Genomic DNA, 26,909 nt, shown 5'->3' with positions numbered 1-26,909 from the left:
AAAAAGCCCCCGCATCCAAAAGGCTGCGGGGGCTTTTTTGCAGGGGTTTGCTCGGCTTATTCCTGAGCTTGCGTATCCTGCGCTTGGCGCTTCTCGATCACACCGACCAAGCGCTGGGCCAAGGCCGGGTAGTTCTCATCGAAGTGGTGGCCGCCGGGCAGTTTGATCACTTCGCCCACGGCGGTCTTGTCGGTGCAGCCGCTTTCGTCGACTTCTTCTTCACCGTAGATGCACACCACTTTGGCGGCAGGCAGCTTGGCCATTTCCGGGCCGGTGGCGGCTTCCTTGCCGGCGTTGCCGAGCCAGCCTTCGACTTCGATTTCGAAGCTGCCGGTGCGGGCGAAGGCCAGCAGGATGATTGCGTCGACGCGATTCTGTTCCGATTCGGCCAGGCGGTTGTAGATCGCTGGCAGGACGTCGGCACCGAATGAGTAACCGGTCAGGATGAAGCGCTTGGTGCCCCATTTCTGCCGGTAGTGCTGCATCAGCTCTGCCAGGTCGAGCGCGCTTTGCTCCGGGCTCTTGTGCTGCCAGTAGTAGCGCAGGGTGTCGATGCCGACCACCGGGTAACCGATCTTGGCCATTTCGCCGGCGACATCTCGGTCCAGGTCACGCCAACCGCCGTCACCGGAGAGGAACAGGGTGACGGTATCCTTGGCCTGACCGGCCGGCACTTCAACCACTGGAATCTGCAAGCCGCCCGCAGCTTTGTCGCCGCCGACGAGGATTTTACGCAGCTCGTTGTTCAGCACTTGCGGCAGGTTGATGTCGTAGTCGCTGATGCTGGTTTCGGCGTTGGGTTGGTCGCGCACGAAGCCGGCGCTGGTGTCATCCGGATTGTCGTTCCACGCCACCAGCCAGTGGCCATGGGCGGCGCTTTTCGGCAACAGGTGCGTGCAACCACCGGGTTTTTCCAGCGCCAGGTCCACCGACACGGCCTGGGCCTTGTCGTTCTTCTGCTCCGCCAACCAGCGCCAGGCCAGCACGGCGCCCGGGCCGATGCCGCTGACCAGCGTGGCCGGGCCTTTCAATTCACGCAGGCCGGCTTGCAGGGCGCGGCTTTGCAGCAGGCAATCCTTGGGCAGGATCACCTGGACGATTTGCGCCGACGCGCTGCGGCTCAGGGTGCTCAGTTGTTTGTCATTGAGTTTCTGGTCGTCGTTGACAGCCACCAGCACCTGGGCCTTGGGTGTTGTGCCCGGGATGACGCGGGTCATGGCGGCGCCATCGGCCGGTGTGAGCTGTTCGAGGGTCGGTTCTGGTGCCGGGCGTTTGAGGTACCAGAAACCGCCGCCGAGAATCACGGCCAGCACAATCAGTGCGGCCAGGATGTACTTCAGGGAGCGTTGAATCATCAGCGTTTCACCAATCCAGTCAAGCCGCCCGCGATCAGGGCAGCAGTGTCGGCCAGGGCAACCAGCGGATCGAGTCCGGCGGGCACGGCCATATAACGGGGTTCCCAGTCAGGCTGGAACTTGTCTTTGAAGCGGCGCAAGCCTTGGAAGTTGTAGAGCTGCTCACCACGGCGGAAAACCATCGAGCCCAAGCGCTGGGTCAACGGTGCGCCGCGACGGGGTTGTAACCCCGATAACGGCACCATGCCCAGGCTGAAACGCGCGTATCCATGATTTTTATAATGTTGAATCAGGCCGACCATCATGAACTCCATGGTCAGCTTGGGGGCGTCCGGGTGCGCACGCATCAGGTCGAGGCTGGCCAGGTCATGGCCGTAAGTCTCGAGCAGGTTGGCGAATGCCACCGGGCGCCCTTCGAAACGGATCACCGCAATGCGGAAATGCTTGAGGTAATCATCACTGAAACGGCCGAGCGAGAAGCCTTTCTCGCGCACGTTCTTGCCGGTCAGCCAGGCATCGGAAATCACCTTGAGCTCATCCATCGGCGCCTGGCCGGGCTCGTGGATCTCCAGCGACAAGCCGTCGCGGGTGCCGCGGTTCCAGGTGTAGCGCAGGTCCTTCATCTCTTTGCCCTTGGCTTCGAGATCAAAGCGCTTGAGATCGACCCGGGCTTCTTCACCGAGCTTGATCGCGGTCAGGCCGATGTCCATGTAATACGGCAGGTTCTCCGCACGCACTTGATAGAACACAGGGCGGGCGTGATGGATGTCGCACAGGTCACGGAATTGCCAGATCATTTCCGCACGTTGCTGGCCCGGGCCGATCGGGTCATACAGCGCCACCAGGCTGCGGCCTCGGCGGGCGTACATCAGGAACGCCTCGTCGTTAGGGTGAAACAGCAACGCCTTGTCACCCGTCAGGGCCAGGCCACCGTCCGGTTGTGCGGAAGCCATGAGGATCTTGCTCGCGCGCTCCAGTTCATCGGGCGTCGGCAGGTGAATCACCGGGCGGGCCGTGCGCAGCAGCCAGGTCAGCGATACCACCACCAACAACACCGCGGCACCGAGTAACGAACGCAAGCCGCGGGGCGCATCGGCGTCGAGGGTGAACTGCCACCACAATTGATGGCTGTAGGGAACATCCTGATAGGCGAACAGCAGCAGCCACATCGACGCACCGAGTACGCACAGGCTGGCCACCAGATACAGCGGCGAGAACGGCAGTTCGGTCAAGCGGCTCGGACGATAAAACGAACGCCGGAATACCCCCAGCAGGCTCGCGGTCAGCACCATCAGGCTGGCTTCTTCCCAGTCAAAGCCTTTAAGCAAGGAGAGCAGGGCGCCAACCAGCAACAGAACGGTGGTCAGCATCCACGCGGCCGACAGTCGGCGACGCAGGCCTTGGGCGAGCAGCAGGCACAGTACGCCGATCAGGCTGGCGCCGAAGTGCGAGGCATCGACCAGTCGATGCGGAATCAGGAAGCCGATGTGTTCCAGGCGGGTATCGATTTCCGGTGTTGCTCCGGAGAACAACAGCACCACGCCGGACAGGAACACCAGCACCGCAAGAATCGGTGCGGCCAGACCGGAAGCGGCACGCAGCGTCTGACGGGTCTGGAACAGGCGTTGTCCTTCGTTGATCAGCAGCAACAGGCACGCCACCAGCATCGGCAGCACCACATAGATCAAGCGATAGAGAAGCAGGGCAGCGGCCAGTGGCGCGGCGCCGAGTTTGTCGGAAAACGCCGCCAGCAAGATTGCTTCAAAGACCCCGACGCCACCCGGTACATGGCTGAGGACGCCGGCGGCCAGCGCCAGCAGGTACACAAGCAGGAAGGCGCCGAAAGGTGGGGCTTCCGGCAGCAGCAGATAAAGCACGGTCGCGGCGGCGGCCACGTCCAGAGCGGTGATGATCAGTTGCAGGAAGGTCAGGCGACGCCCAGGCAGGCGCAAGGTGCGACGACCGATCCGGACCAGCAGGTTATCGACGTAAGGTTGTTCCGGAAGGCGACGGCGGTAGATACCGATGGCCAGCACGCTGAACAACAGCAGCACGGCGGCAGCGATTAGGCCGAGCAAGGTTTCGGAGAGCCCCAGGGCCGCAGAGGCCGCGGGCAGGTTGCTGAGCGTCGCCAGTGCCGCAAGCGGGGGCAGGGCGCAGCCGAGCGAGAGGCTGGCGAACAGCGTCATGTGCGCGACTTCAGAAGCCCCTAGGCCGTGGCGTGCATATAAACGGTAACGGACCGATCCGCCCGACAGCATCGATAGCCCGATGGCATTGCCGATGGCGAAAGCGGTGAAGCCGCCCAGTGCCAGCGTGCGCGGTGCGAGGTTCACGCCGGCGTAGCGACTGGCCGACCATTCGTAGCCCAGCAATATGATGAAGCCGGCCACGGTGGCGCCCAATGCACCGAGCAATGCCGGTTTCGGCACGTCGAGGATCGAGTCGTGCAGGGCGTCGAGGTCAAGCTCGCTCAGCAGATGACGACAGGCAATCAGCGCGATCGCGAACAACAAAAGCGTGACCGCAAGACCGATGGGCTGGCGGTATTTGCTGACACGATCAAGCAGGCGTAGTCGCTCAGCCTTGATCGGTTGTGTCGCTGTGACGGTGTCTTGTGAATCAGACGAGTTGGCGCGCATCAATCACCTCTTGGATTGTGCGCGACAGGATGGAGGTATCCAGCCAAGTTACCAATCCCTGTAGAAAAAAATAATCACAAATATTAACGCCTCGCACCAGATGATGGTGACGGCGCGTCATCAGTCGTAGAGGGTTCAGCCTGCGATTGAGCATAGTCTGAACTCTGCGCATGGGGGACCCCGAATGGCTTGCTACACAGTGACAGATCATTGTTGCGAAAGGACTTTTTCAACAGATACAAAAAAGGCCACTCTTTCGAGTAGCCTTTTTTGATGTTTGGTTGCGGGAGCCGGATTTGAACCGACGACCTTCGGGTTATGAGCCCGACGAGCTACCAGACTGCTCCATCCCGCGTCTGTGTGGCGGCATTCTATAGAGAATCGCCGGGGTGTCAACCGTTAATCCCGGGAAGGGTCAAATAAACGTAAAAGAGCGTCAAACGGTCGCAGGCACAGCTTAAGTTGCAGAATCGGAACGATTTCTCATTTCAATGCCCGTCCAGGCTTGAGCACGACCTTGAGGCCCGACCTGACAAAAACAGGCACGCACAAAAAAGGCCACTCTTTCGAGTAGCCTTTTTTGATGTTTGGTTGCGGGAGCCGGATTTGAACCGACGACCTTCGGGTTATGAGCCCGACGAGCTACCAGACTGCTCCATCCCGCGTCTGTGTGGCGCATTCTATAGAGTATCGCCGAGGTGTCAACCGTCCATTTCGATAAAATCCGTTTTGCTTCAACTGCTTAGCGATTGGGTGAGGGCTGTGATCGGGCTGAGAGGCAGGCCTGGCAAGGCTTTCCGCTCTATCGGGTGAGCCATTTCGATTGAGAAACTAAATTCATCAGCGGTTTTTCCTACACCTGTACCAGAACATTCAGCACCACTGGTGCTATATACAGTTGTCGGTGAGATACTGCCTGTCCTACACCGCGTGACGCTAATTCTTCACCATGAACACCGCGTTGATATGACCCAGCGAAAAATCATCCACGTCGATTGTGACTGTTTCTACGCCGCCATCGAGATGCGTGATGACCCGTGTCTGGCTGGTAAACCCTTGGCGGTCGGTGGCTCTGCGGATCGGCGTGGGGTGATCGCCACCTGCAACTACGAGGCGCGGGCATACGGTGTGCGCTCGGCCATGTCTTCCGGGCATGCCTTGAAGCTGTGTCCCGACCTGACCATCGTCAAGCCGCGTATGGATGCCTATAGAGAAGCCTCGAAGGAAATTCATACGATCTTTCGCGATTACACCGACATCATCGAACCGCTGTCCCTGGATGAGGCTTACCTCGACGTGTCGGACAGCGCTCATTTCGGCGGCAGTGCCACGCGAATCGCTCAGGACATTCGCCGTCGTGTTTCCAATCAGCTGCACATAACCGTGTCTGCGGGTGTGGCGCCGAACAAGTTTCTCGCCAAGATCGCCAGTGACTGGAAGAAACCCAACGGGTTGTTCGTCATCACGCCGGATCAGGTCGAAGAATTTGTCAGCGGTTTGCCGGTGAGCAAGTTGCATGGGGTCGGCAAAGTCACCGCCGAGCGGCTGGGCAAGCTCGGCATTGTCGATTGCTCGCATTTGCGCGAATGGGACAAGTTGTCGTTGGTGCGCGAATTCGGCAGTTTTGGCGAGCGACTCTGGAGCCTGGCGCGTGGAATTGATGATCGCCAGGTGCATAACGACAGCCGTCGCCAGTCCATCAGTGTGGAAAACACCTACGACGTTGACCTTCCGGATCTACGCAGCTGCCTGGACAAGCTCCCGGAGTTGCTGGAAACCCTCAAGACCCGCATGGCACGAATCGACAGCAGCTATCGCCCTGGCAAGCCGTTCGTCAAAGTGAAGTTTCATGACTTCACGCAGACCACGCTGGAGCAGGCGGGGGCGGGGAGGGATTTGGGCAGTTATCAGTTGTTGCTGACCCAGGCTTTCAATCGCGGCGGTAAACCGGTGCGGTTGTTGGGGGTGGGAGTCAGGCTGGAGGATTTGCGGGGTGGGTTTGAGCAGATGGAGTTGTTTGAACGTTGATGATTGAAAGCAAAAGATCGTCCGAACGCGGCCCGAGCCTTCGGCAGCTCCTACAGGGGAATGCGTTCCTTTGTAGGCGCTGCCGAAGGCTGCGATCTTTTAAGCTTTAGTTCGGCCCTGGATCCGCCACCAAGCGCCCGGCATCCTTGGTCAAGGACTTGAGGAACTCAGTCTGCAATTCCGGATCGTTGCGAGTCAGTTCGATCAGGCTTTGCTCCAGCTCGCTGGCTTCTTCTTCCAGACCCAATTCCGACAGGCGCTTGACCCGGTGCACCCACTGGCTCACTTCGTCGTCTTCGAGGTCGTCGTAAATCAGCCCGTGGGCTTCGAGCAATTTGCCGCGCAAGGTGTTGCTGAGGGCGAGGGACGAGTCGGTGTGCACGTCGTCCTTGGCGTCCTCGACATTGATCTGCAGCTTGCTCAGATGATTGAGGTCATGTTCGGCGAACGGGCTGTCCAACAGGTTCAGGCGCAATACGCCGTTTTTGTCGGTGCTCAGCTCGAAGGTTTCCTTGCCGGCCTTGACCTGCACCGGACGCTCGCTCCATGGCAGGCTCGAATACTCCGTGCGCTTGTCGAGCTGGACTTCATCGATGCCGGCCAGGTTCTGTTGCGCACGACCGTTGGATTGCACGTTCATGAACGGGTTGAGCCCGGCAAAGCCGTAACTGAACCAGTCCTTGGTCACGCTATCAGGAAGGTTGCCGAGGGCGAAAACATTGACCACGTTGGCACCGACGCCACCGACCACGGCGACCGCGCCCAGCGGGATCTCGTAGACCTCCCGCCAGGGTTGGTACGGCGTGTAGCGATCGTAATGGCGCGTGACTTCGAACTCAGTGATTTCGAAAGTCTTTTGCTCGTGGATTTTCACCCGGCGTTGCGGCAGCTCAAGCACCTTGGGCTCACCAACATCGATCTGCAGGCTGTGATCGAGCAATTTGCGCTCGACACGTTCCTCGTGCTCGCTGCGTTGTGACATGTGATTGGCACAGCCGCTGACCAGCAGGGTGCCGCACAGGGCGGCACCACCGAGGCCTAAGGTGTTTCGCTTGAACATGACGTCTCTATCTGGTTTCAGCGGCGGATACGGGCCTGAAGGAATGGCAGCACGTCGGCGACCGGCAGCGCTTGCGGCTCGGCCTCGGTACGGCTCTTGTATTCCAGGTTGCCTTCGGCGAGGCCGCGGTCGCTGACCACGATCCGGTGAGGAATGCCGATCAGCTCCATGTCCGCGAACTTGATGCCCGGGCTGGTTTTCTTGTCGCGGTCGTCCAGCAGTACTTCGAAGCCGGCAGCAGTCAGTTCTGCATACAGCTTGTCGGTGGCTTCGCGAACCAGGTCGGTTTCATAGCGCAACGGCACGAGGGCGATCTGGAAGGGCGCCAGGGTGTCGCTCCAGATGATGCCTTTGTCGTCGTTGTTCTGTTCGATTGCAGCCGCCACCACGCGGGAAACACCAATGCCGTAGCAGCCCATTTCCAAGGTCACCGGCTTGCCGTTTTCGCCCAGTACTTCGCACTTCATCGCCTTGCTGTACTTGTTGCCCAGCTGGAAGATGTGCCCGACTTCGATGCCGCGCTTGATTTCCAGGGTGCCCTTGCCATCCGGGCTTGGGTCGCCGCTGACCACGTTACGCAGGTCGGCAACGGTCGGAACCGGCAAGTCGCGCTCCCAGTTCACGCCAAAGTAGTGCTTGTCGTCGATGTTGGCACCGATGCCGAAGTCGCTCATCAGCTCGACGGAACGATCGATGATGATCGGCAGTGGCAGGTTCAGCGGGCCGAGGGAACCGGCACCGGCGCCGATGGCGTCGCGCAGTTCGCTTTCAGAGGCCATGACCAGCGGGCTGGCAACGCCTGCCTGGTTGGCGGCCTTGATTTCGTTCAGTTCGTGATCGCCGCGGATGATCAAGGCAATCAATTTGCCTGGCTCTTCAGCGTGAACCACCAGCGTCTTGATGGTTTTCTCGATCGGCAGGTTGAAGCCTTCGACCAGTTGCGCAATGGTCTTGGCGTTCGGCGTGTCGACCAGGCGCAGTTCTTCGCTCGGTGCAGGGCGCGAGGTTTCGCGTGGCACGGCTTCGGCTTTCTCGATGTTCGCCGCGTAGTCGGAACCGTTGCTGAAAACGATGTCGTCTTCGCCGGATTCAGCCAGTACGTGGAACTCGTGGGAGCCCGCGCCGCCGATGGAGCCGTTGTCGGCTTCTACAGGGCGGAACTTCAAGCCCAGACGGGTAAACACGTTGCAGTACGCCTGGTGCATGCGGTCGTAGGTGACCTGCAGCGAAGGCTGGTCAGCGTGGAACGAATAGGCGTCCTTCATGATGAATTCGCGACCGCGCATCAGGCCGAAGCGTGGGCGGATTTCATCACGGAATTTGGTCTGGATCTGGTAGAGGTTGATTGGCAGCTGTTTGTAGCTGCTCAACTCGTTGCGCATCAGATCAGTGATGACTTCTTCGTGGGTCGGGCCGGCGCAGAAATCGCGACCGTGGCGATCCTTGAAGCGCAGCAGCTCAGGGCCGTACTCTTCCCAGCGACCGGATTCCTGCCACAGTTCAGCCGGTTGAGTGCTCGGCATCAACACTTCGAGCGAGCCGGCGGCGTTCATTTCTTCACGAACGACGGCTTCGACCTTGCGCATGACTCGCAAGCCCATCGGCAGCCAGGTGTACAGGCCCGAGGCAAGTTTGCGGATCATGCCGGCGCGCAGCATCAGCTGGTGGCTGATCACGACCGCGTCGGAAGGCGTTTCTTTCTGTGTGGCGAGCAAAAATTGACTGGTGCGCATGGTTGGCCGTTATCGATTGCTGATGACGAGAAATGACGGAGCATTGTACGGGCGAGATCCGCTGTCGTACAGGCGTGCGGTCGGCGGTGTGGTGGAGGGCGGGAATCGCCGCGCCCTCGGCCTTGTTTCTTACAGATGCATCCTACGATTCTTCCACGACTTGAGTCGGCACGGGTTCCGGCGTCGGTGTCGGACCTTCGCGGCGGCTCTCCTGGAACCAGTGCAGCGCGATCAGCACCAGCGTCGGAACACCCAGCAGGGCGGTGATCAGGAAGAAATTGTGGTAACCGAATTTCTCCACCATGACCCCGGAGTAACCGCCGATCAGGCGAGGCAGCAAGAGCATGATCGAGCTGAGCAGGGCGTATTGGGTCGCAGAGAACTTGAGGTTGGTCAGGCTCGACAGGTAAGCCACGAATGCCGAGGTCGCCAGTCCGGAACTGAAGTTGTCCAGCGAGATGGTCACGATCAGCATGTTCAGGTCGGGACCCATGTCCGCGAGCATCAGGAACAGGATGTTGGTCGCCGCCGAAGCCACGCCGCCGATGAACAGGATCGGCAGGATGCCGAATCGCACGATCAGCAGGCCACCCATGCCGGCGCCCACCAGGGTCATGATCAGGCCGAAGATCTTGCTGACGCTGGCAATCTGGTCCTTTGTGAAGCCCTGATCGATATAGAACACGTTGGCCATCACGCCCATCACCGTATCGGACATCCGGTACGTGGCGATCAGGCCGAGCAGCAGCAACGCTTGCCAGCGATACCGCAGAATGAAGTCATTGATCGGGGTCAGCACCGGCGCCAGGCCGCGACGGCCCATGGCTGACAGGCACAGGGCGGTGAGCGTGGTGTAGAGGATTGCGCGCAGGAAGGCGCGGTCCTGGAGCAGCAGGTCGAGCAGGCTGACACCTTCGAACAGCACGCTGGCGAAGTCGGTGTTGTAGAGCTGGGTGAACATGGCCGGCACGGACACCAGCAATACGATCAGCACGAACACCGAGGCCAGTTGATGCACGAAACTGTAGCGTCCGGCCTGCAATTGCGTGCGCAGTGGCACTGGCGGTTCGCGCATGAACAGCGAGGTCAGCAACGCCGGAACCATCAAGGCGCCGAACAGCAGATAGGTGCCGGCCCATGCCGAATGTTTGTAGTTGAAGCCGGTGGAGCCGAATCCTTCAGCGAAGAACAGCGCGCCGGCCGTGGCCAGCAGCGCAGCGATTCGATAGCCGGACATATAGCTGGCGGCCAAAGCTGCCTGGCGATTGTCTTCGGCGATTTCCAGGCGATAGGCGTCTACCGCGATATCTTGCGTCGCCGAAGCGAAAGCGACGACCACGGCGATAGCGATCAGCCAGGACAAATGTTTTTGCGGGTCGCAGAAACCCATGCCGACCAAGCCGAGGATCACCAATGCTTGGGAAAGCACCAGCCAGGAACGGCGTCGGCCGAGTTTGCCGAGCAATGGCAGGCGCCATTGGTCGAGCAGTGGTGACCACACCCATTTGAAGGCATAGGCCAGGCCGATCAGGCTGGCGTAACCGATGGTCTCGCGCGCCACACCGGCTTCGCGCAGCCAGACCGAAAGCGTCGAGAACACCAGCATGTAGGGCAAGCCGGCGGCGAAACCCAGCAATAGCAGGACAAGCGTCGAAGGGCTGGCATAGGCAGCGAGCGCGGCGCGCCAGGTTTTACGGGGCATGGGCTGGAGTCTGCCTCAAGAAATACGGAAACAAAGCGCGCACTCTAACCGCTGTGCTCTACCGGGCGCCACCCATGACGCTGAATATCAACACGATTATTCAGGATACTGATGCCCTCCGTGCGCAATCGCGCGCGTTGTTCGTCCCCTGATGGGCTGCCAACGGGAAGGCTGATTCGCCCGCCGGCGCCGAGTACGCGGTGCCAAGGCAATTTGCTGTCGCCGGGCAGTTGGCTCAAGGTTCGTCCCACCCAGCGCGCCGCCCGCCCCAAACCGGCCAGCTCTGCCAACTGACCATAGCTCACCACTTTGCCTTCGGGCACTTGGGCCAGGGTCAGATAGAGCGCCGTGCGTCGGATTTGTGCGGGGCTTTCGGGTTCAGCTGTGGGTTCGTTCACGTGCCGTGATCCTGAAACAAGTTCCTGAATAAATTCGCAGTACCGTCCGTAGAGTAAATCCTCGATCGCCAGTTGAGAAATGAACTCAATAGAAATAGTCGGGTCAGTCCTTGCTAGGGCCTTATTCCTGCGGATAATGCCGACTTTTTTTCGCGAACCTGAGCCTGTATTTGCTTATGTTGTCCAGAACTCTGTTGTGCCTCGCCGTCGTCAGTGCCTCCACTCCCTTGCTCGCGGACACCGTCTGGTTGAAGAACGGTGACAAGTTGAGCGGCAAGATCATTCTGTTCGATGGCGGCAAGCTGCTGGTTCAGACAGAGTACGCCGGTGCCGTTCCGATCGAATGGAGCAAGGTGAAAACCCTGGAGAGCGATCAACACCTGTTGGTCAAGCAGGATGCCTACACCGGTGAGGTGGCCAAGTCGCTGCAACCGGCTGAGGATGGCAAAGTCACCCTGGCCAACGGTGATGCACCCAAGACCGTGGAGTTGGCGAGCATCCAGCAGATGCTAAAGCCCAAGCCGGTGGTCGAGGATCTGGTGTGGAAGGGCAACATTGACGCCGCTCTGGATTATCAGCGCGCCGACAAGGACACCGACGATTACGACATCGATTTCAAGACGACCGCGCGCCATGGTCGCTGGCGCCACACCGCGGAAGGCGAGTACAACCGCGAATTCCAGGATGATGTGGTGACCACGGACAACTGGCGGGGCGAGTACTCTCTCGACCGCTTCCTGACCGATAAATGGTTTTGGCAGGGTCGTCTGGTCTACAAGCGCGACAAGGTTGAAGACCTGTCCCGTCAGCGCACGGTCGGTACTGGTCCGGGTTACCAGTTCTGGGATGACGAGCTGGGGGCGTTCTCCCTCGGTTCGCTGCTCAACCGCACGGATTACGAGTTCACCGACGGCAGCAAAGAGAACTTCTATTCCGTGGCGATGAAGTGGGACTACAACCGCTACCTGATAGGCAAGAAGGTCGAGTTCTTCACCAATGGCGAGGTGGGCAAGCCGTTGTCAGGCGTGGCAGAGTACGCACTGGATTCGGAAATCGGCCTGCGCTACAAGGTGACAGACTGGGCTTCGCTCAATCTCAAGGCGGAGCGCAACATCATTGAGGGGACGGATGATGCTGATCTGGACAAGACTCGCTATACCGCAGGCTTTGGCGTGACCTGGTAATCTGAAAAATAAAAGATCGCAGCCTTCGGCAGCTCCTACAGGTGTACACATGACCTTGTAGGGGCTGCCGAAGGCTGCGATCTTTTTTTGTGCGCGGGCAAAAACACACGGGCACAAAAAAGCCCCGCTTTTGAGGGCGGGGCCTTTTACTAAAGCAAGTACAAGTTAGATAACTTGAACTTCTTCAGCTTGCATGCCTTTCTGACCGCGGGTAGCGATGAAAGAAACCTGTTGGCCTTCTTTCAGGCTTTTGAAGCCGTCGGATTGGATAGCTTTGAAGTGAACGAACAGGTCGTCACCGGATTGTGGAGTGATGAAGCCGAAGCCTTTTTCATCGTTGAACCACTTAACGGTACCGGTTTGGCGATTAGACATGGTGTAACTCCTTGAACAAAGATAACTGCGACTCAGGAAGAACCCTGGCCGAGACTGAGTGCAAAGAGCAGGAAAAATTCTTGTAGATGGTTGGATCGAAATTCAACATATCGTGTAGAGATTCTCAGTGACACAAGCAGCACAGTGGCGCCACCTTAACCCTTTTTCCGTAACGTGCCAATGCTTCTTGCGAAGGTTTCTCTGTTTTAAGGATCGACGGTGTGACGGTTCGTCGCCAGCGCGGGGGAATTCCAGCCTGTTCGGCGAGAATTGCAGCGCGGACTTTGAACCCGGCGGCGCGCCCGGTAAGATGCCGGACAGATTTTTTCCACCTCGCTATTCAGGACACCGCCATGAGCATCAAATCGGACAAGTGGATTCGCCGCATGGCGCAAGAGCACGGCATGATCGAGCCGTTCGTAGAGCGTCAGATGCGTGGCAGCGACGATAGCCGTGTGATCTCCTACGGCGTGTCCAGCTACGGCTACGATGTACGTTGCACCAATCATTTCAAGGTGTTCACCAACATCAATTCGGCCATCGTCGACCCGAAAAACTTCGATGCCGGCAGCTTCGTCGATATCCACAGCGACGTGTGCATCATTCCGCCGAACTCCTTCGCCCTGGCCAGCACCGTCGAATACTTCCGCATTCCGCGCAATGTATTGACCATCTGCCTGGGTAAAAGCACCTACGCGCGCTGCGGGATCATCGTCAACGTCACGCCGCTGGAACCTGAGTGGGAAGGCCACGTGACCCTGGAATTCTCCAACACCACCAACCTGCCGGCGAAGATCTACGCCAACGAAGGCGTGGCGCAGATGTTGTTCCTTGAGTCTGACGAAGAGTGTGAAGTGTCCTACAAGGATCGCGGTGGCAAATACCAGGGCCAGCGTGGCGTGACCTTGCCACGGACCTGAGTCAGCCGTCCGACAGACAGTGGGAATTCCTGAGCGGGCATACACTCTATGGAGTGTACTGCTCCGGTCCGCGCAAGGCGGGCCGGGCCATCGCTCAGGAGTGCTTTATGAAGATCGACCCGCGAATAAGTGCCGAACTGGCAAGGCTTGAGCCCAATCAGGTTGGCGTTTTAGCCTGGTCCTTGCTGGCACATCCGTCTATCAGCATGGCAGGGGGCATTCCCGGCCAGCCTGATCCCGATACCCCCAATGAACAACCGACCGAACCCGGAGAGCCTACGCTGCCGGATGAGCCACCTCCCGCACCCGTGGCTTGACACGTTAGCCTGTAGGAGCCGGCTGGCTCCTACAGGCTGACTGGCCAAATTTCGTTGTCGCCGATGACGAAGATCCGGCAGTGGTCATCCCGTAGCACTTGATAGCCGCCAGTGAACGCTCCGAAAGCCGGCAAAAGGCTCACGTCCTCGCCCAGCTTGAAGCACGGCAACCGAAGACGCTGGCGACCTTTACCGTTTAGCCAGTACACCGGGTGCACATGACCTGCGAGCACATGGCGTTCGGGATGTGGGACGGGCTCGTGCTGCAAGGCGAACGGCCCGAGCAACAACGGTTCGGGCACCACATGAATATTCAGCGAAGCAGGCGGATCTCCGGCACGCAGGTCGTGGTTGCCACGGATCAAGGTCATGGCCAGGTCGCGATGGCGGGCTCGCCATTCGGCCAGCGCACTGAGCGTCGCGACCGCATGAGAGCCGCGACCATGCAGAAAATCACCGAGGAAAATCAACTGCCGGCAGGGCAGGGCGCCCAGCATGGCATCGAGCACTGCAGTGTTTTGCGACGTAGTGCCTTGTGGCACCGGTTGGCCCAGTTTGCGATAGGCGGCCGCCTTTCCGAAATGCACGTCGGCGATCAACAGCGCTTGCTGCGCCGGCCAGAAAATGGCTTTTTCCGGCAATAACCAAAGTTCTTCGCCTGCCAGTTGTACCGGATAGGGCGTGCTCATCAGGCCTTCCCGGTTTCGGCGGTTTTTTCCAGGTCGCTGACCATGCGACGGATGCGGTCAGCGAGTTTTTCCGAACTCATGCTTTCCCGCATGCGCTCCACCAGCAACGGGAAGCTCAACGGCGTAGGGCGTTTGACGGCGTGCAGGTCGATCCGCGAGCGCTGGATCCGGGCCAGTGTCTGCTCCAGACGATTCACATCCAGTTCCTCCCTCAGGACTTCTTCCCCTGCCTGGGCCAGTAGCAGGTTGTCGGCGTCATATTGTTTGAACACCTCGAAAAACAATCCACTCGACGCCTGGACCTGGCGCGTGCTTTTCGGTGCGCCGGGGTAGCCGGCGAACACCAGTCCGGCAATCCGCGCAATCTCACGAAAGCGGCGCAGCGCCAGTTCGCCAGCATTCAGGCTGGCAAGCACATCCGCCAGTAAATGCGCGGAATCAAACAACGCAGGATTCAGCTGAACAGACCAGTCAACCTCGGTAGCGCTCAGTAACTCCAGCCCGTAGTCATTGATCGAAATCGAGAAGGTCAGCGGCTGGCGTTGACTGACGCGCCACGCCAGCAGGCTGGCCAATCCCTGATGCACCTGGCGTCCGGCGAACGGGAAAAGAAAAAGATGCCAACCCTCGCGAGACTTCAGTGTTTCCGCCAGCAGGCTGTGTTCGGTGGGCAAACCGGACCAGCGTTGTTGCACGCTTAACAATGGACGCAAGGCCTGCATTTCCGGGCCGCTGAACTCACCTTGGGCGGCTGCGCTGAAACGCATGATCACCGCGTGGGCCAACTCGCTGGACAAAGGCATGCGCCCGCCGTTCCAGCGCGGTATGGCTGCTTTCTTCGCTGTGCTGCGCTTGACGTACGCGGTCATGTTTTCCACTCGCACCAGCTCCAGCAAACGACCGGCAAATAGAAAGCCATCGCCGGGCTTGAGGCGGGCGATGAACGCTTCTTCCACACTGCCCAATTGCTTGCCACCGCCGCCCTTGCTCCAGAATTTCAACTGGATGGACGCATCGCTGACGATGGTGCCGATGCTCATGCGATGCCGTCGGGCCAGTCGTGCATCGGGTACGCGCCACACGCCTTGGTCATCGGGTTCGGCCCGACGGTAATCGGGGTAAGCCGTCAGAGAGAGACCGCCGTGACGTACGAAGGCCAGTGCCCACGCCCATTGGGCCAGGCTAAGGTGACGATAAGCCCAGGCCCCGCGGACTTCTTCGTACAGATCCTCGGACAAAAAACCGCCCCCCAGCGCCATGCTGACCAAGTGCTGCACCAGCACATCAAGCGGTCGCTCGGGGGATAGGCGAGGTTCGAGCCGCCGTTGTGCGACTGCATCCTGTGCGGCGGCGGCTTCGATCAATTCCAGGCTGTGGGTGGGCACCAACGTGACCCGCGACGCGCGACCCGGGGCATGCCCCGAACGGCCTGCACGCTGCATCAACCGCGCCACGCCCTTCGCCGAACCGATTTGCAGCACCCGCTCCACCGGCAGAAAGTCCACGCCAAGGTCGAGGCTCGACGTGCAGACCACGGCTTTGAGCAAGCCGTCCTTTAACGCCTGTTCGACCCAGTCGCGAGTATCGCGGGACAACGAACTGTGGTGCAGGGCGATAATGCCCGCCCAATCGGGGCGAGCGTCGAGCAAGGCCTGATACCAGATTTCCGCTTGGGCACGGGTGTTGGTGAACACCAGGCTGCTGGCGCAGGACTCAATCTCGGCGACGACTTGCGGCAGCATTTTCAGGCCGATGTGCCCGGCCCAGGGAAAACGCTCGATGTGCGCTGGCAACAGCGTGTCGACGTGTAGGGTTTTGCTGATTTGCCCTTGAACACTGATACCGCCACCCTGTGGGATCAATACCTCTTGAGCGTGGGATTGATTGCCCAGCGTCGCGGACACGCCCCACACGATCAGTTGCGGATGCCATCGGCGTAAACGCGCCAGTGCCAGTTGCAGCTGAACGCCGCGCTTGTTGCCCAGCAGCTCGTGCCACTCATCGACCACCACCATCCGCAAGGTCGCGAGTGCGGTCTGGGCGTCGGCCCGCGCAAGTAACAGGGTCAGGCTTTCCGGTGTGGTGATGAGGGTGGTCGGCAGGCGTCGACTTTGGCGCGCCCGTTCACTGCTGCTGGTGTCGCCCGTGCGCAGGCCGACGCTCCAGTCAATCTGCAAGTCGGCCAGCGGAGTTTGCAAGGCGCGGGCAGTATCGGCAGCCAGCGCACGCATGGGGGTTATCCACAGGAGCGTCAGCGGTTCGGCGGGCGGTTTGCGTTTGCGTGGGGTTTCAGCCGTGGGGGCGGGACGGGCAAAGCGATTGAGCGCAGCGAACCACACAGCATAGGTTTTACCGGCGCCGGTGCTGGCGTGGAGCAATCCGGATTGCCCTTGTTTGACCGCAGCCCACACCTGTTTCTGAAAGGCGAACGGCTTCCAGCCGCGAACGGTGAACCATCGTTTTGCGTAGTCGGGGGAGGTTCCCATGTCGGCGGTGTGCGCTCTGAAAGTCTTCTTTCAGTGACCGCGGGGCAATGGGACAAGTTTTACTGCGATGATCTGTAGGAGCAAGCTTGCTCGCGTTAGCGGTTTTTCGGCCGATATCCTCGTCGCCTGACACACCGACATCGCGAGCAAGCTTGCTCCTGCAAGGGGGAGGTGATTACTTGAGGTTACCGCTGAGGAACTGCTTCAAGCGCTCGCTCTTCGGGTTGCCCAGCACGTCTTCCGGCGCGCCTTCTTCCTCTACCAGGCCCTGGTGCAGGAACAGCACCTGGCTCGACACTTTGCGGGCGAAGCTCATTTCGTGGGTGACCATGATCATGGTCCGGCCTTCTTCGGCCAGGCCCTGGATCACCTTGAGCACTTCACCCACCAGTTCCGGGTCGAGTGCCGAGGTCGGTTCGTCGAACAGCATGACCTCCGGTTCCATCGCCAATGCCCGGGCAATCGCCACGCGTTGTTGCTGGCCGCCCGAGAGGAACGCCGGGTATTGATCAGCCACGCGCGCCGGCAGGCCGACCTTGTCGAGGTAGCGACGGGCACGGTCTTCGGCTTCCTGCTTGCTGCAACCCAACACCCGGCGAGGGGCCATGGTGATGTTTTCCAGCACGGTCATGTGGCTCCACAGGTTGAAGTGCTGGAACACCATGGCCAGGCGAGTGCGGATCCGTTGCAGCTCGTCGGGATCGGCGACGTGCATGCCGTGGCGATCCTTGACCATGCGGATCGCCTGGCCGTCCAGGCTCATGGCGCCGTCGTTGGGTTGTTCGAGGAAGTTGATGCAGCGCAGAAAGGTACTTTTGCCCGAGCCGCTGGCGCCGATCAGGCTGATCACGTCACCGGTGTTGGCCTTGAGCGAAACGCCTTTGAGCACCTCGTGATCGCCATAGCTTTTATGCAGGCCTTCGATGGTCAGTTTGTACATGGAACAAGCATCCTCAAGGCGAAAGTAGGTAGCCGCTGCGATAGGCTTCGGTGCCCGCGACATGGGCGATCACCATGCCGGCAGTGGCCATGCGGCGCAGCGAGCGGGCGTACATCAAGCCGGCGGCAGTGCAATGGACAGGGGTGACGCGATCGGTGATCGGGTCAATGATTTCGGCGATCAGTTGCCCGGCTTCCAGGTACTCCCCCGGCAGCGCGGTGAACACCAGCAGGCCGCCAACGGGCGTCGCCACCGGTTCGACGCCGGCCAGCGGCGTGGCCGGGTAGGGCAGGTCAGGCAAAGGCGCCGGTTCGCCGGCAATCGCACCGAAGTGAATCAGGTAATCGATCAACGCCTGGCTGTCGAGGCTGGCCAGCGGGTGATTGACGTCACCCTGGCCGCGCAGTTCGACGGTGACCGAAAAACTGCCCGGCGGAATGTCGAACTGTTCGCCGAAGCGCTCTTTCAGCTGCCACCAGAGCAGGGTGAAGCATTCATCGAACGACTGGCCGCCGGAATCCGTGGCCAGCAGGCTGGCTTCGGAACCGATGTAACGCGCCAGTGGCTCGACCTGCGGCCAGGCTTCGGGCGTGGTGTACAGATGCGCGACCGCTTCGAAATCGCAATGCAGGTCCAGCACCATGTCGGCGTCGCAGGCAAGCCGCTGCAACGTCAGGCGTTGGGATTGCAGTTGCGTGCCAGCGGTTTGCCGGGACAGTGCCTGGCGCAGGCTGTTGCGGATCAGTTCGAGGTTGCGCTGAGGATCGTCGCCGAGCTGGCCTTCGATTTCATTGCCGACCTCTTCGCTCAAGTCGACGAACCAGCGGTTGAAGTTCTGCCCGCTTTCGAGCTCGTAGCGACCCAGCGGCACATCCATCAGCACTTGTTCCAGGCCAACCGGGTTGGCCACTGGCACCAGGACGATTTCACTGCGCAGGCGCCCGGCCGCTTCCAGCTCCGCCAGGCGTTGCTTGAGGTGCCAGGCGACCAGCATGCCCGGCATTTCGTCGGCGTGCAGGGACGACTGGATGTAGATTTTGCCTTTGGCCGGCTGAGGGCCGAAGTGAAAACTGTGGATCTGTCGTGCTGTCCCCGGCAGCGGGGCCAGCAGTTCATGAATCTGGTGGCGCATTGCGAAAAATCCTAGTGGGTCGGCCCAAGGAAGGCTAGCCATCGGCGTTCGGCGAGACGGAACAGGCCGACCAGCGCAAAGGTGACGGTCAGGTAGATCAGCGCGGCGATGCCGAACGACTGGAAGGTCAGGAAGGTCGCCGAGTTGGCGTCCCTGGCGACTTTCAGAATGTCCGGGATGGTCGCGGTGAACGCCACGGTGGTCGAGTGCAGCATCAGGATCACTTCGTTGCTGTAGTACGGCAACGAGCGACGCAGGGCCGAAGGCATGATCACGTAGGCATACAGCTTCCAGCCTGTCAGACCGTAGGCCTTGGCCGCTTCGACTTCACCATGGGCCATGCTGCGAATCGCCCCGGCGAAAATCTCCGTGGTGTAGGCGCAGGTGTTCAGGGCGAACGCGAGGATGGTGCAGTTCATCGCATCGCGGAAGAAACTGTCGAGCACCGGTTGCGCCCGCACGGCGGCCAGGCTGTAGATCCCGGTGTAGCAGATCAGCAACTGGATATACAACGGCGTGCCACGGAACAGGTAGGTGTAGAACTGCACCGGCCAGCGAATGTAGCGGTGCGGCGAAACCCGGGCGATCGACAGCGGAATCGAGACGATGAAACCGATGAAGATCGACGCGCTGAGCAACCACATGGTCATCGCCAGACCGGTGATGTTTTGGCCGTCGCTGTAGAGGAAGGGTCTCCAGTATTCCTGCAGGAGTTCGATCATCGTACGGCCTCCCGGGTACCGGCGGCGTAGCGGCGTTCGAGCCAGCGCAGAATGAAGTTGGAAGCACTGGTGATCAGCAGGTAGATCAGGGCCGCGAGCACCAGGAAGTAAAACAGTTGATAGCTGCTTTTACCGGCATCCTGGGCCGCCTTGACCAGATCGGCGAGGCCGATGATCGACACCAGCGCCGTCGCCTTGAGCATCACCATCCAGTTATTGCCGATACCCGGCAGGGCATAGCGCATCATTTGCGGGAACACCACGATACGAAAACGCTGGCCGCGCTTGAGGCCATAAGCGGTGGCGGCTTCGACCTGACCACGAGGCACGGCAAGGATGGCGCCGCGGAAGGTCTCGGTGAAATACGCGCCGTAAATGAAGCCCAGGGTCAGTACCCCGGCGCTGAACGGGTTGATCTCGATGTATTCCCATTCCATGTAGTCGGTGAGCGACGTCAGCCAGGTTTGCAGGCTGTAGAAGATCAGCAGCATCAGCACCAGGTCCGGTACCCCGCGAATCAGCGTGGTGTAGCACTGGGCAACCAGGCGCAGCAGTTTGACTTTGGACAGTTTGGCACTGGCGCCCAGCAGGCCGAGCAACACGGCCACCAGCAGCGACATCGCCGATAATTTGATGGTCATCCAGGTGCCTTCCATCAGCAAAGGACCGAAGCCCTTGAGGCTGAAGGCTGAGAGCCCCAGATTTTGTAGGAGGTTTTCGAACATAAATCAGCAACCTGATCGGATGAAAAAAGCGCCCATCGCGAGATGGGCGCCGGGCATTATTTGCCGCTGTACAGGTTCAGATCGCCAAAGTGTTTCTTCTGAATGGTGGCGTAGGTGCCATCATCGTGTAACGCTTTGATACCTTTATCCAAAAGTGCTTTCAGCTCGGTGTTACCTTTCTTAATACCGACTGCTGTTTTAGCTGGCAACAGTTCGCTGTCAACCGGCTTGCTGATTTCGTAGTCGGCGCCATTTGGCGACTTCAGGAAGCCCAGTTCAGCTTGCAGCATGTCCTGGATACCGGCGTCGAGACGGCCGGAAGTCAGGTCGGAGTAAACCTGGTCCTGGTTCTGATAGGCCTGGGTTTTCACGCCAGCCTTGTCCAGAACGGCTTTGGCGTAGGCTTCCTGAATGGTGCCTTGCTCGTAGCCAACGGTTTTGCCTTTGAGCGAAGCGACGTCGGCGGTGATGCCGGAGCCTTTCTTGGACACGTAAGCGGTTGGGCCGGAGAACAGCTCGCTGGAGAAGTCGATGACTTTTTCGCGGGCCGGGGTGACGGTCATCGAAGAGATCACGCCGTCGAATTTATTGGCCTTGAGGCCAGGAATCATCCCGTCGAAATCGCTTTCGACCCATTTGCACTTGACCTTCAGCTCGGCGCAGATTGCGTTACCCAGATCGATGTCGAAGCCCACCAGGTTGCCGTCGGCCGCTTTCGACTCGAACGGTGCGTAGGATGGGTCAACGCCAAAACGCAATTCTTTGTATTCCTTTGCCATGGCGGAGCCAGCGGCCATGCACAACGCCAGTGCAGAAAGGGTCAGCAATGCTTTTTTCATTATTTATTCCCTAAAACCAATATGAGCGCTTGTGGCGCAGAATTATTGTTACTGGTAAGCGTAAGACCTAATGAAAGTAGCAATTTCCGAACCAGAGTGCCGAACAAGCGTTTAAAAGGCATTCAGGAAATCGCCGGGATGGGATTAGTGCACGAAATCGGGCGCCGTGGAAGGGCTGCACCCTTTTGGTTCTCGGGGAAGGTGATCAGCCGAGCAAATCCTGCAGCGTTCCCAGATGGTCAGCCTCTTCCACCGACTTGTCCTGCCGCCAGCGCAGCATTCGCGGAAAGCGCACCGCAATCCCGCTTTTGTGCCGTTTGGACAAGGCAATCCCTTCAAAGCCCAGCTCAAACACCAGGCTCGGTTTAACGCTGATCACCGGGCCGAATTTTTCGACGGTGGTTTTACGCACGATGCTGTCGACCTGGCGCATTTCTGCATCGGTCAAGCCCGAATAGGCTTTGGCAAAGGGCACCAGCGTGCGTTCGCTGGCGTCGGCCGGACCGTCCCAGACTGCAAAGGTGTAGTCGCTGAAAAGACTGGCCCGGCGTCCATGGCCGCGTTGCGCATAAATCAGCACAGCGTCGACGCTGAACGGGTCGACCTTCCATTTCCACCAGACGCCCATGTCCTTGGTCCGACCCACGCCGTAGAGCGCGTCGCGAGCCTTGAGCATCATGCCTTCGACCCCGAGCCGGCGGGATGCTTCGCGCTGGCGGGCGAGGTCGAACCAGTCATCGCCGGTCAGCAGCGGCGACGCCAGCAACACCGGCTGATTGCAACGGGCAATGACCTGTTCCAGTTGCGCACGGCGCTGCGCCTGCGGGTGATTGCGCCAGTCCTCGCCAGCCCATTCCAGCAAGTCGTACGCGAGGATGACCACGGGGACATCGCTGAGGATTTTCTTGCTCAGGGTTTTACGGCCGATGCGCTGTTGCAGCAGGGCGAACGGTTGCACGGCGGGTGCGGTTGGCGAGTGTGGATTGAAGGCGTCTTCGGTGTCGGGTTGAGCACTTTTCCAGACTACGATTTCACCGTCGATCACCGTGCCGTCGGGCAGGCCGTGAATCAGTGTGCCCAGTTCTGGAAAACGCTCGGTCACCAACTCTTCACCCCGCGACCAGATCCACAGCTGCCCGGCGCGCTTGACTACTTGGGCGCGGATGCCGTCCCACTTCCATTCCACTTGCCAGCGGCTGGCCGGGCCAAGCAACGCTTCAAATTGTTCAACCGGTTGCGCCAGTGCGTGGGCGAGAAAAAACGGATAGGGCTGACCGCCACGCTGGGCGTGTTCATCGGCCGATTCGGCGGCGATCAACTTCAAGTAGCTGGCGGCGCTCGGGCGATTGGACAGGTCGGTGTAGCCCACCAGGCGTTGTGCCACGCGTTTGCTGTCCAGATCGGCCATGGCGGCGAGTGCGCGGGTGACCAGCAGTTTGGAGACGCCAACGCGGAAGCTGCCGGTAATCAATTTGATGCAGAGCATCAGGCTGGTGCGGTCCAGTTGCGACCAGAGTTCAGGCAGGCGCTGGGCGAGCACATCCGGGGATTCGCCGCGTAACGGCAGCAGGTTGTTTTCGACCCACGCGGCCAGCCCATCGGTGGAAACATGGGGCGCATCGGGCAGGATCAGCGAAATGGTTTCCGCCAGATCGCCGACGGATTGATAACTTTCTTCGAACAACCACGGCGCCAGGCCGGAATGGATCACGGCCAGTTCATGCAGCAGACGCACCGGCACCAGTTGCCGGGGCCGCCCACCGGACAGGAAATACACTGCCCACGCGGCGTCTTCCGGTGCAGATTGGGCGAAGTAGCGTTGCATCGCCGCCAGTTTGGCGTTGCTGGAGGTCGTCGCATCGAGCTCGGCATACAACTCGGCAAACGCCCTCATGTCAGCGCCTCGACGGGTTCGGGTTCGACGGCCAGCGGCTCTTCTTCATCGTCGCCGTATTCGGTCTCGAAGGCCTGGGCGTCGAGGCCTTGTTCGCGCAGGTGGCGCACCAGCACGGCGACTGAACCGTGGGTGACCATCACCCGTTCAGCGCCGCTCTGTTCAATGGCCCAGAGCAGGCCGGGCCAGTCCGCATGGTCGGAGAGCACGAAACCGCGATCCACTCCGCGCCGCCGACGGGTGCCGCGCAGGCGCATCCAGCCACTGGCGAAACCATCGCTGTACTCGCCAAAGCGGCGCATCCAGGTGCTGCCACCGGCTGAGGGCGGGGCGATGACCAGTGCTTTGCGCATCAACGGATCGTTTTTGTCGACCTCGCCGGCGTAGATCGTGGGCGGTATATAAACGCCAGCTTCCCGGTACACCCGGTTCAGCGGCTCAACCGCGCCATGGGTCAGGATCGGGCCGAGACTGGCGTCGATGCCGTGGAGAATGCGCTGGGCTTTGCCGAAGGCGTAGCACAGCAACACGCTGGTTTTGTCTTCGGCCGCGTTGGCTTGCCACCACTGATTGATTTCGGCGAAGACTTGCGCTTGAGGTTGCCAGCGGTAGATCGGCAGGCCGAACGTCGACTCAGTGATAAAAGTATCGCAACGCACTGGTTCGAACGGGGCGCAGGTGCCGTCGGGTTCGATCTTGTAATCACCGGAAGCGACCCAGACTTCGCCGCCGTATTCCAGACGCACTTGGGCCGAACCGAGCACATGGCCGGCGGGGTGAAAACTCAACGTAACGCCTTGGTGCAGTAAGCGCTCGCCATAGGGCAGCGTTTGCAGGTTGATGTCCTGCCCCAGACGCGTGCGCAGAATCCCTTCGCCGGGCGCCGCTGCCAGGTAATGCTGGTTGCCGGTGCGCGCATGGTCGCCATGGGCGTGGGTGATCACCGCGCGTTCGACCGGCCGCCACGGATCGATATAGAAATCGCCGGCGGGACAGTACAAGCCTTCGGGACGCGCGATGACAAGATCCATGGCATGGCCGGGGTGGGGGGACTTGTTAGCTATGAGGCTGGCGCGGGGTGAGAAGTTCTATCGATTTTCTGAAATCAAAATGCAAAAGATCGCAGCCTGCGGCAGCTCCTACGCCCTGCCGCAGGCTGCGATCTTTTGATCTTACTTGCCCGGTGTCAGGGTCAAGCGCTTGGTCCCGTACACCTTGTCAAAGTTTTGCGGCTGCATCGGCAAGCTCTGGTATTGACCCTTGAGCCATGGATCGACGCTGTTCAGGTAGTTCGGGCTGGCGGGGTTGCCGGATTGGCCGGTGGCGTTCTGGCCCATCAACGGTTCGGGTTGGCCGAAGTCGACGATAAAGCGCATGGCCGGGGCCAGCGTGGTGTTGAAGTCCTGGCCCCAGGCAAACGCCGCGGTGTTGAGCGTGGTGTGGTCGCCGCCCGCCGGCATCGGGCCACGCACGGTCTGGTCACTGGCGTTCTTCCATTCATAGCGGTGCAATTTGCCCCACTGCCAGGCTTTGTGATCGCCACCCAACTGACTGTCACCGGCGGTGATCGCCGCGGCGAGACTGCGAGCGAGAATCACCGGTTTGTCTTCTTTCTGCGCGGTGCGCGCGTCATCCCAGAACGGACTGTCTTCGCGGCCCAGCAAGTGATCGGCCTGGGCGGCATAGGACAATTTGCCGTTGGCGACGAAGGCTTTCCATGCCGGACTGCTTTCCGGCCCCAGTTCATCGAGGAAAATCTGCTTCATGCTCTCTTGCAGGAACAGCTCGTAGATTGCCGCGTCGGTGGAGGTCGGGGCCAGTTTGCCGTCGAACGCCATCAACCGCGTCAACGCCTCGCGCGCCTTGCCGCGATCCGCCACCGGCAGGGTCTCGATGGCCTGTTTGAGCGGCTGGGCCATGCCCGGCGCTTCGAACATTTTCTTCAGTTTGGCGGCGAACGTGGTGGTCTGGTCGTACTGCATGGCGATCAGGCTGCGGGTGTCATGTTTGCCCACGCCGGCCAGCTCCGCCAGGCGCTCGCCACGTTCAGGTGCCGACCAGGAATTGGACAACTGCATGCCATAGCCATGGGGGATGACCCGTTGGTTGGCGGTGCCGAGCCAGCCTTGCGCCGGGTCTTGGTCGTAAGGGTGCAGCATCGGGTCGGCGTAACCGTCCCAATCGTAGCGATCTTCCCAGCCCGGCGAGGGCAGCAGGCCTTCGCCTTCGCGGCGGTTCGGGTAACGGCCGGTGACTTGCCAGCCAATGTTGCTGGCATCGGCAAACACCAGGTTCAAGGCGATGGCACGGATCTCGCGGCTGGCGTCGGAAGCTTTCTCGACACTCTGCGCGCGGGACAGGTCGAAAAACGCGTCCAGGGATTTGTCGTCAGTGAAGTTCGGTGTCTGCAAGGCCAGGCCGAAGCCGTTGCCTTGCGCCAGGCCTTGTGCGCTGTTGAGCAGCGGACCGTGGCGTGTTTCGTACACCGCTTCGCGAATCGGCCGCTGGCCTTTGACGAAGTAGGTTTCGTTGCGCACGATCGCCGGCTGCCATTTGCCGTTGGTTTCGTAGGCAAGCCCGTTGCCCTGGCGGCGGATTTTTTCCAGGAACAGGTCCTGGTTGTCACCCATGACGGTCGTCGTGCTCCACGCCACTTTGCCGTTGAAACCACCGAGCACCATGGGCAACCCGGCGATGGTCACGCCCGAAGCCTGATACTTCGGGGCGCGGATCTGCACGTAGCTATAGAGCGACGGCACGCCCATCGGGCCATGGCTGTCGCTGGCCAGCAGGCTTTTGCCGCTGCGGCTGCGTTGCGGGGCAATCGCCCAGTTGTTCGAGGACGTGGCGCCCAGCAGGTTCAGCTCTGAGAGTTGGCTGGTGGCCTTGCTGATGTCAGACAGCCCCGGTACTTGCCCACTGAGCTTGATGCCTTGCAGCTTGTCGCTTTCCGCCAATGGCAGTTTTTCATCGGGCGCGGACGGCGTCAGCCACGGCAGTTTGTCGGTGGTGACGGTCTGCGCGAGTACCAGCGTGGAAATTTCTTCCGGCAGGTTGGCGGACTGACTGAAGTTCAACAGGCAGAAAATCAGCGCCGAATCTTCCGGTTTCCAGTATTCAGGCTTGTAGCCGCTGGCAACGAGGTCGGCCGGCAGCTTGTCGCGGTAGCGGAACAGGTAGGCGTTGACCCCGCGGGCATAGACTTCAAAGAAGCGTTTAAGACGCGGCGAAGAGGCTTTGTACAGTTCACCGGCGCTTTTCTTCAGATTGACGGCGCGCATGTAGCGGTCGGCGTCGAGCAAGTCCGCACCGTGCATTTCCGCCAGTCGGCCCTGAGCCAGCAAGCGCAGGGTGACCATTTGCGTGATGCGGTCGCTGGCGTGCACATAACCGAGGGTAAACAGCGCGTCGTGGAACGTGCTGCTTTCGATCAACGGCATGCCCATCGCGTTGCGACGCACTGAAACATTCTGCGCCAGCCCCTTGATCGGCTGTACGCCGGAGGTCGGTACGAGGGTGTCCTGGGCATTGAAGCTCTGACACCCGGTCAGGCTCAAAACCCCCGCGACTGCTGCGGCAACGCCGAACCGGGGTAGAAAATGTGTAAGGGCTGGCGAGGCCATGGCAAAGCTCCTGCGGGGGTAGCGTCAGTAAAGGCGCTACGTTAGTGAGCGGGAGGTGGGCGCGCAAGCGGGCTACAAGGTTATTTCAGGATTTGTCTGCTACCACAGCCTTGTAGGAGCTGCCGAAGGCTGCGATCTTTTGATC

General features: G+C 60.2%; 21 protein-coding genes and 2 tRNA genes. 4 read left to right on the top strand and 19 right to left on the bottom strand.

The window, feature by feature from the left end:
* Positions 1-56 precede the first annotated feature (56 nt).
* The 4 genes from KVG88_RS07915 to KVG88_RS07900 form a co-directional block, all read right to left on the bottom strand.
* Entirely contained in the window at positions 57-1,355 is a 1,299-nt protein-coding gene (locus tag KVG88_RS07915) for a virulence factor family protein (RefSeq protein WP_217871025.1), read from the bottom strand.
* A complete protein-coding gene (gene mprF / locus KVG88_RS07910; RefSeq protein WP_217871024.1) occupies positions 1,355-3,997 on the bottom strand; it encodes a bifunctional lysylphosphatidylglycerol flippase/synthetase MprF in 2,643 nt (880 codons plus the stop codon). The genes KVG88_RS07915 and mprF overlap by 1 nt, the downstream gene beginning before the upstream one ends.
* A 278-nt stretch (positions 3,998-4,275) precedes the next feature.
* Positions 4,276-4,352 (bottom strand) — tRNA-Met (locus KVG88_RS07905).
* 233 nt (positions 4,353-4,585) lie between these two features.
* Positions 4,586-4,662: transfer RNA gene (locus KVG88_RS07900), tRNA-Met, on the bottom strand.
* Between the two features lie 301 nt (positions 4,663-4,963).
* Here KVG88_RS07900 and dinB point away from each other — a divergent pair.
* The gene (gene dinB, locus KVG88_RS07895; protein ID WP_217871023.1) at positions 4,964-6,025 is read left to right on the top strand and encodes a DNA polymerase IV; all 1,062 of its coding nucleotides are present in this window, start codon (positions 4,964-4,966) and stop codon (positions 6,023-6,025) included.
* 106 nt (positions 6,026-6,131) lie between these two features.
* Here dinB and KVG88_RS07890 read toward each other — a convergent pair whose 3' ends face one another.
* The 4 genes from KVG88_RS07890 to KVG88_RS07875 all read right to left on the bottom strand — a co-directional run bounded on the left by KVG88_RS07890 (position 6,132) and on the right by KVG88_RS07875 (position 10,918).
* Positions 6,132-7,085 carry a hypothetical protein gene (locus tag KVG88_RS07890; RefSeq protein WP_150704490.1) on the bottom strand — a complete coding sequence of 318 codons (954 nt, stop codon included), beginning with the start codon at positions 7,083-7,085 and terminating at the stop codon, positions 6,132-6,134.
* A gap of 17 nt (positions 7,086-7,102) precedes the next feature.
* The gene (locus tag KVG88_RS07885; protein WP_217871022.1) at positions 7,103-8,818 is read right to left on the bottom strand and encodes a proline--tRNA ligase; all 1,716 of its coding nucleotides are present in this window, start codon (positions 8,816-8,818) and stop codon (positions 7,103-7,105) included.
* Between the two features lie 142 nt (positions 8,819-8,960).
* Positions 8,961-10,520, bottom strand: coding sequence for an AmpG family muropeptide MFS transporter (locus tag KVG88_RS07880; protein WP_150704492.1), 1,560 nt, complete (start codon positions 10,518-10,520; stop codon positions 8,961-8,963).
* Positions 10,521-10,564: 44 nt separating this feature from the next.
* A complete protein-coding gene (locus KVG88_RS07875) occupies positions 10,565-10,918 on the bottom strand; it encodes an MGMT family protein (RefSeq protein ID WP_150704493.1) in 354 nt (117 codons plus the stop codon).
* A 176-nt stretch (positions 10,919-11,094) separates the two neighbouring features.
* Between KVG88_RS07875 and KVG88_RS07870 the strand changes: the two genes are divergently transcribed.
* On the top strand, positions 11,095-12,102 hold the full coding sequence (locus KVG88_RS07870; protein ID WP_150704494.1) for a DUF481 domain-containing protein: 1,008 nt from the start codon (positions 11,095-11,097) through the stop codon (positions 12,100-12,102).
* A 165-nt stretch (positions 12,103-12,267) separates the two neighbouring features.
* Here the strand turns inward: KVG88_RS07870 and KVG88_RS07865 are convergent, their stop codons facing one another.
* A complete protein-coding gene (locus KVG88_RS07865; RefSeq protein ID WP_002554837.1) occupies positions 12,268-12,477 on the bottom strand; it encodes a cold-shock protein in 210 nt (69 codons plus the stop codon).
* 353 nt (positions 12,478-12,830) lie between these two features.
* On the opposite strand from KVG88_RS07865, the gene dcd reads away from it, so the two are divergent.
* A complete protein-coding gene (gene dcd, locus KVG88_RS07860; RefSeq protein ID WP_007940589.1) occupies positions 12,831-13,397 on the top strand; it encodes a dCTP deaminase in 567 nt (188 codons plus the stop codon).
* A 107-nt stretch (positions 13,398-13,504) separates the two neighbouring features.
* Positions 13,505-13,714 (top strand): hypothetical protein, encoded by a 210-nt coding sequence (locus KVG88_RS07855; RefSeq protein ID WP_217871021.1) that lies wholly within the window; start codon positions 13,505-13,507, stop codon positions 13,712-13,714.
* A 29-nt stretch (positions 13,715-13,743) separates the two neighbouring features.
* Here KVG88_RS07855 and pdeM read toward each other — a convergent pair whose 3' ends face one another.
* From pdeM to KVG88_RS07805, 10 genes are all read right to left on the bottom strand, one after another.
* Positions 13,744-14,403, bottom strand: coding sequence for a ligase-associated DNA damage response endonuclease PdeM (gene pdeM, locus KVG88_RS07850; RefSeq protein ID WP_217871020.1), 660 nt, complete (start codon positions 14,401-14,403; stop codon positions 13,744-13,746).
* The gene (locus KVG88_RS07845; RefSeq protein ID WP_150704497.1) at positions 14,403-16,889 is read right to left on the bottom strand and encodes a ligase-associated DNA damage response DEXH box helicase; all 2,487 of its coding nucleotides are present in this window, start codon (positions 16,887-16,889) and stop codon (positions 14,403-14,405) included. The genes pdeM and KVG88_RS07845 overlap by 1 nt, the downstream gene beginning before the upstream one ends.
* Before the next feature lie 175 nt (positions 16,890-17,064).
* The gene (locus KVG88_RS07840) at positions 17,065-17,829 is read right to left on the bottom strand and encodes an ABC transporter ATP-binding protein (RefSeq protein ID WP_056856146.1); all 765 of its coding nucleotides are present in this window, start codon (positions 17,827-17,829) and stop codon (positions 17,065-17,067) included.
* Between the two features lie 13 nt (positions 17,830-17,842).
* Complete coding sequence (locus KVG88_RS07835; protein WP_150704498.1) at positions 17,843-18,961, bottom strand: succinylglutamate desuccinylase/aspartoacylase family protein; 1,119 nt, start codon at positions 18,959-18,961, stop codon at positions 17,843-17,845.
* Positions 18,962-18,972: 11 nt separating this feature from the next.
* Positions 18,973-19,683 carry an ABC transporter permease gene (locus KVG88_RS07830; protein WP_150704499.1) on the bottom strand — a complete coding sequence of 237 codons (711 nt, stop codon included), beginning with the start codon at positions 19,681-19,683 and terminating at the stop codon, positions 18,973-18,975.
* Positions 19,680-20,408, bottom strand: a complete 729-nt coding sequence (locus KVG88_RS07825) for an ABC transporter permease (protein WP_150704500.1) — start codon at positions 20,406-20,408, stop codon at positions 19,680-19,682. Before KVG88_RS07825 ends, KVG88_RS07830 begins: the two co-directional genes overlap by 4 nt.
* A gap of 56 nt (positions 20,409-20,464) precedes the next feature.
* Complete coding sequence (locus KVG88_RS07820) at positions 20,465-21,247, bottom strand: transporter substrate-binding domain-containing protein (RefSeq protein ID WP_217871019.1); 783 nt, start codon at positions 21,245-21,247, stop codon at positions 20,465-20,467.
* A 205-nt stretch (positions 21,248-21,452) separates the two neighbouring features.
* Positions 21,453-23,141, bottom strand: a complete 1,689-nt coding sequence (locus KVG88_RS07815) for an ATP-dependent DNA ligase (protein ID WP_217871018.1) — start codon at positions 23,139-23,141, stop codon at positions 21,453-21,455.
* On the bottom strand, positions 23,138-24,172 hold the full coding sequence (locus KVG88_RS07810) for a ligase-associated DNA damage response exonuclease (protein WP_217871017.1): 1,035 nt from the start codon (positions 24,170-24,172) through the stop codon (positions 23,138-23,140). Before KVG88_RS07810 ends, KVG88_RS07815 begins: the two co-directional genes overlap by 4 nt.
* 141 nt (positions 24,173-24,313) lie before the next feature.
* The gene (locus KVG88_RS07805; RefSeq protein WP_217871016.1) at positions 24,314-26,764 is read right to left on the bottom strand and encodes a penicillin acylase family protein; all 2,451 of its coding nucleotides are present in this window, start codon (positions 26,762-26,764) and stop codon (positions 24,314-24,316) included.
* Positions 26,765-26,909: the final 145 nt, after the last annotated feature.

The organism is Pseudomonas azerbaijanoccidentalis (assembly GCF_019145495.1).
GTDB lineage: Bacteria > Pseudomonadota > Gammaproteobacteria > Pseudomonadales > Pseudomonadaceae > Aquipseudomonas > Aquipseudomonas azerbaijanoccidentalis.
Note: the sequence above shows the minus strand (reverse complement) of the source record. Positions and strands in the feature narration are given on the sequence as shown.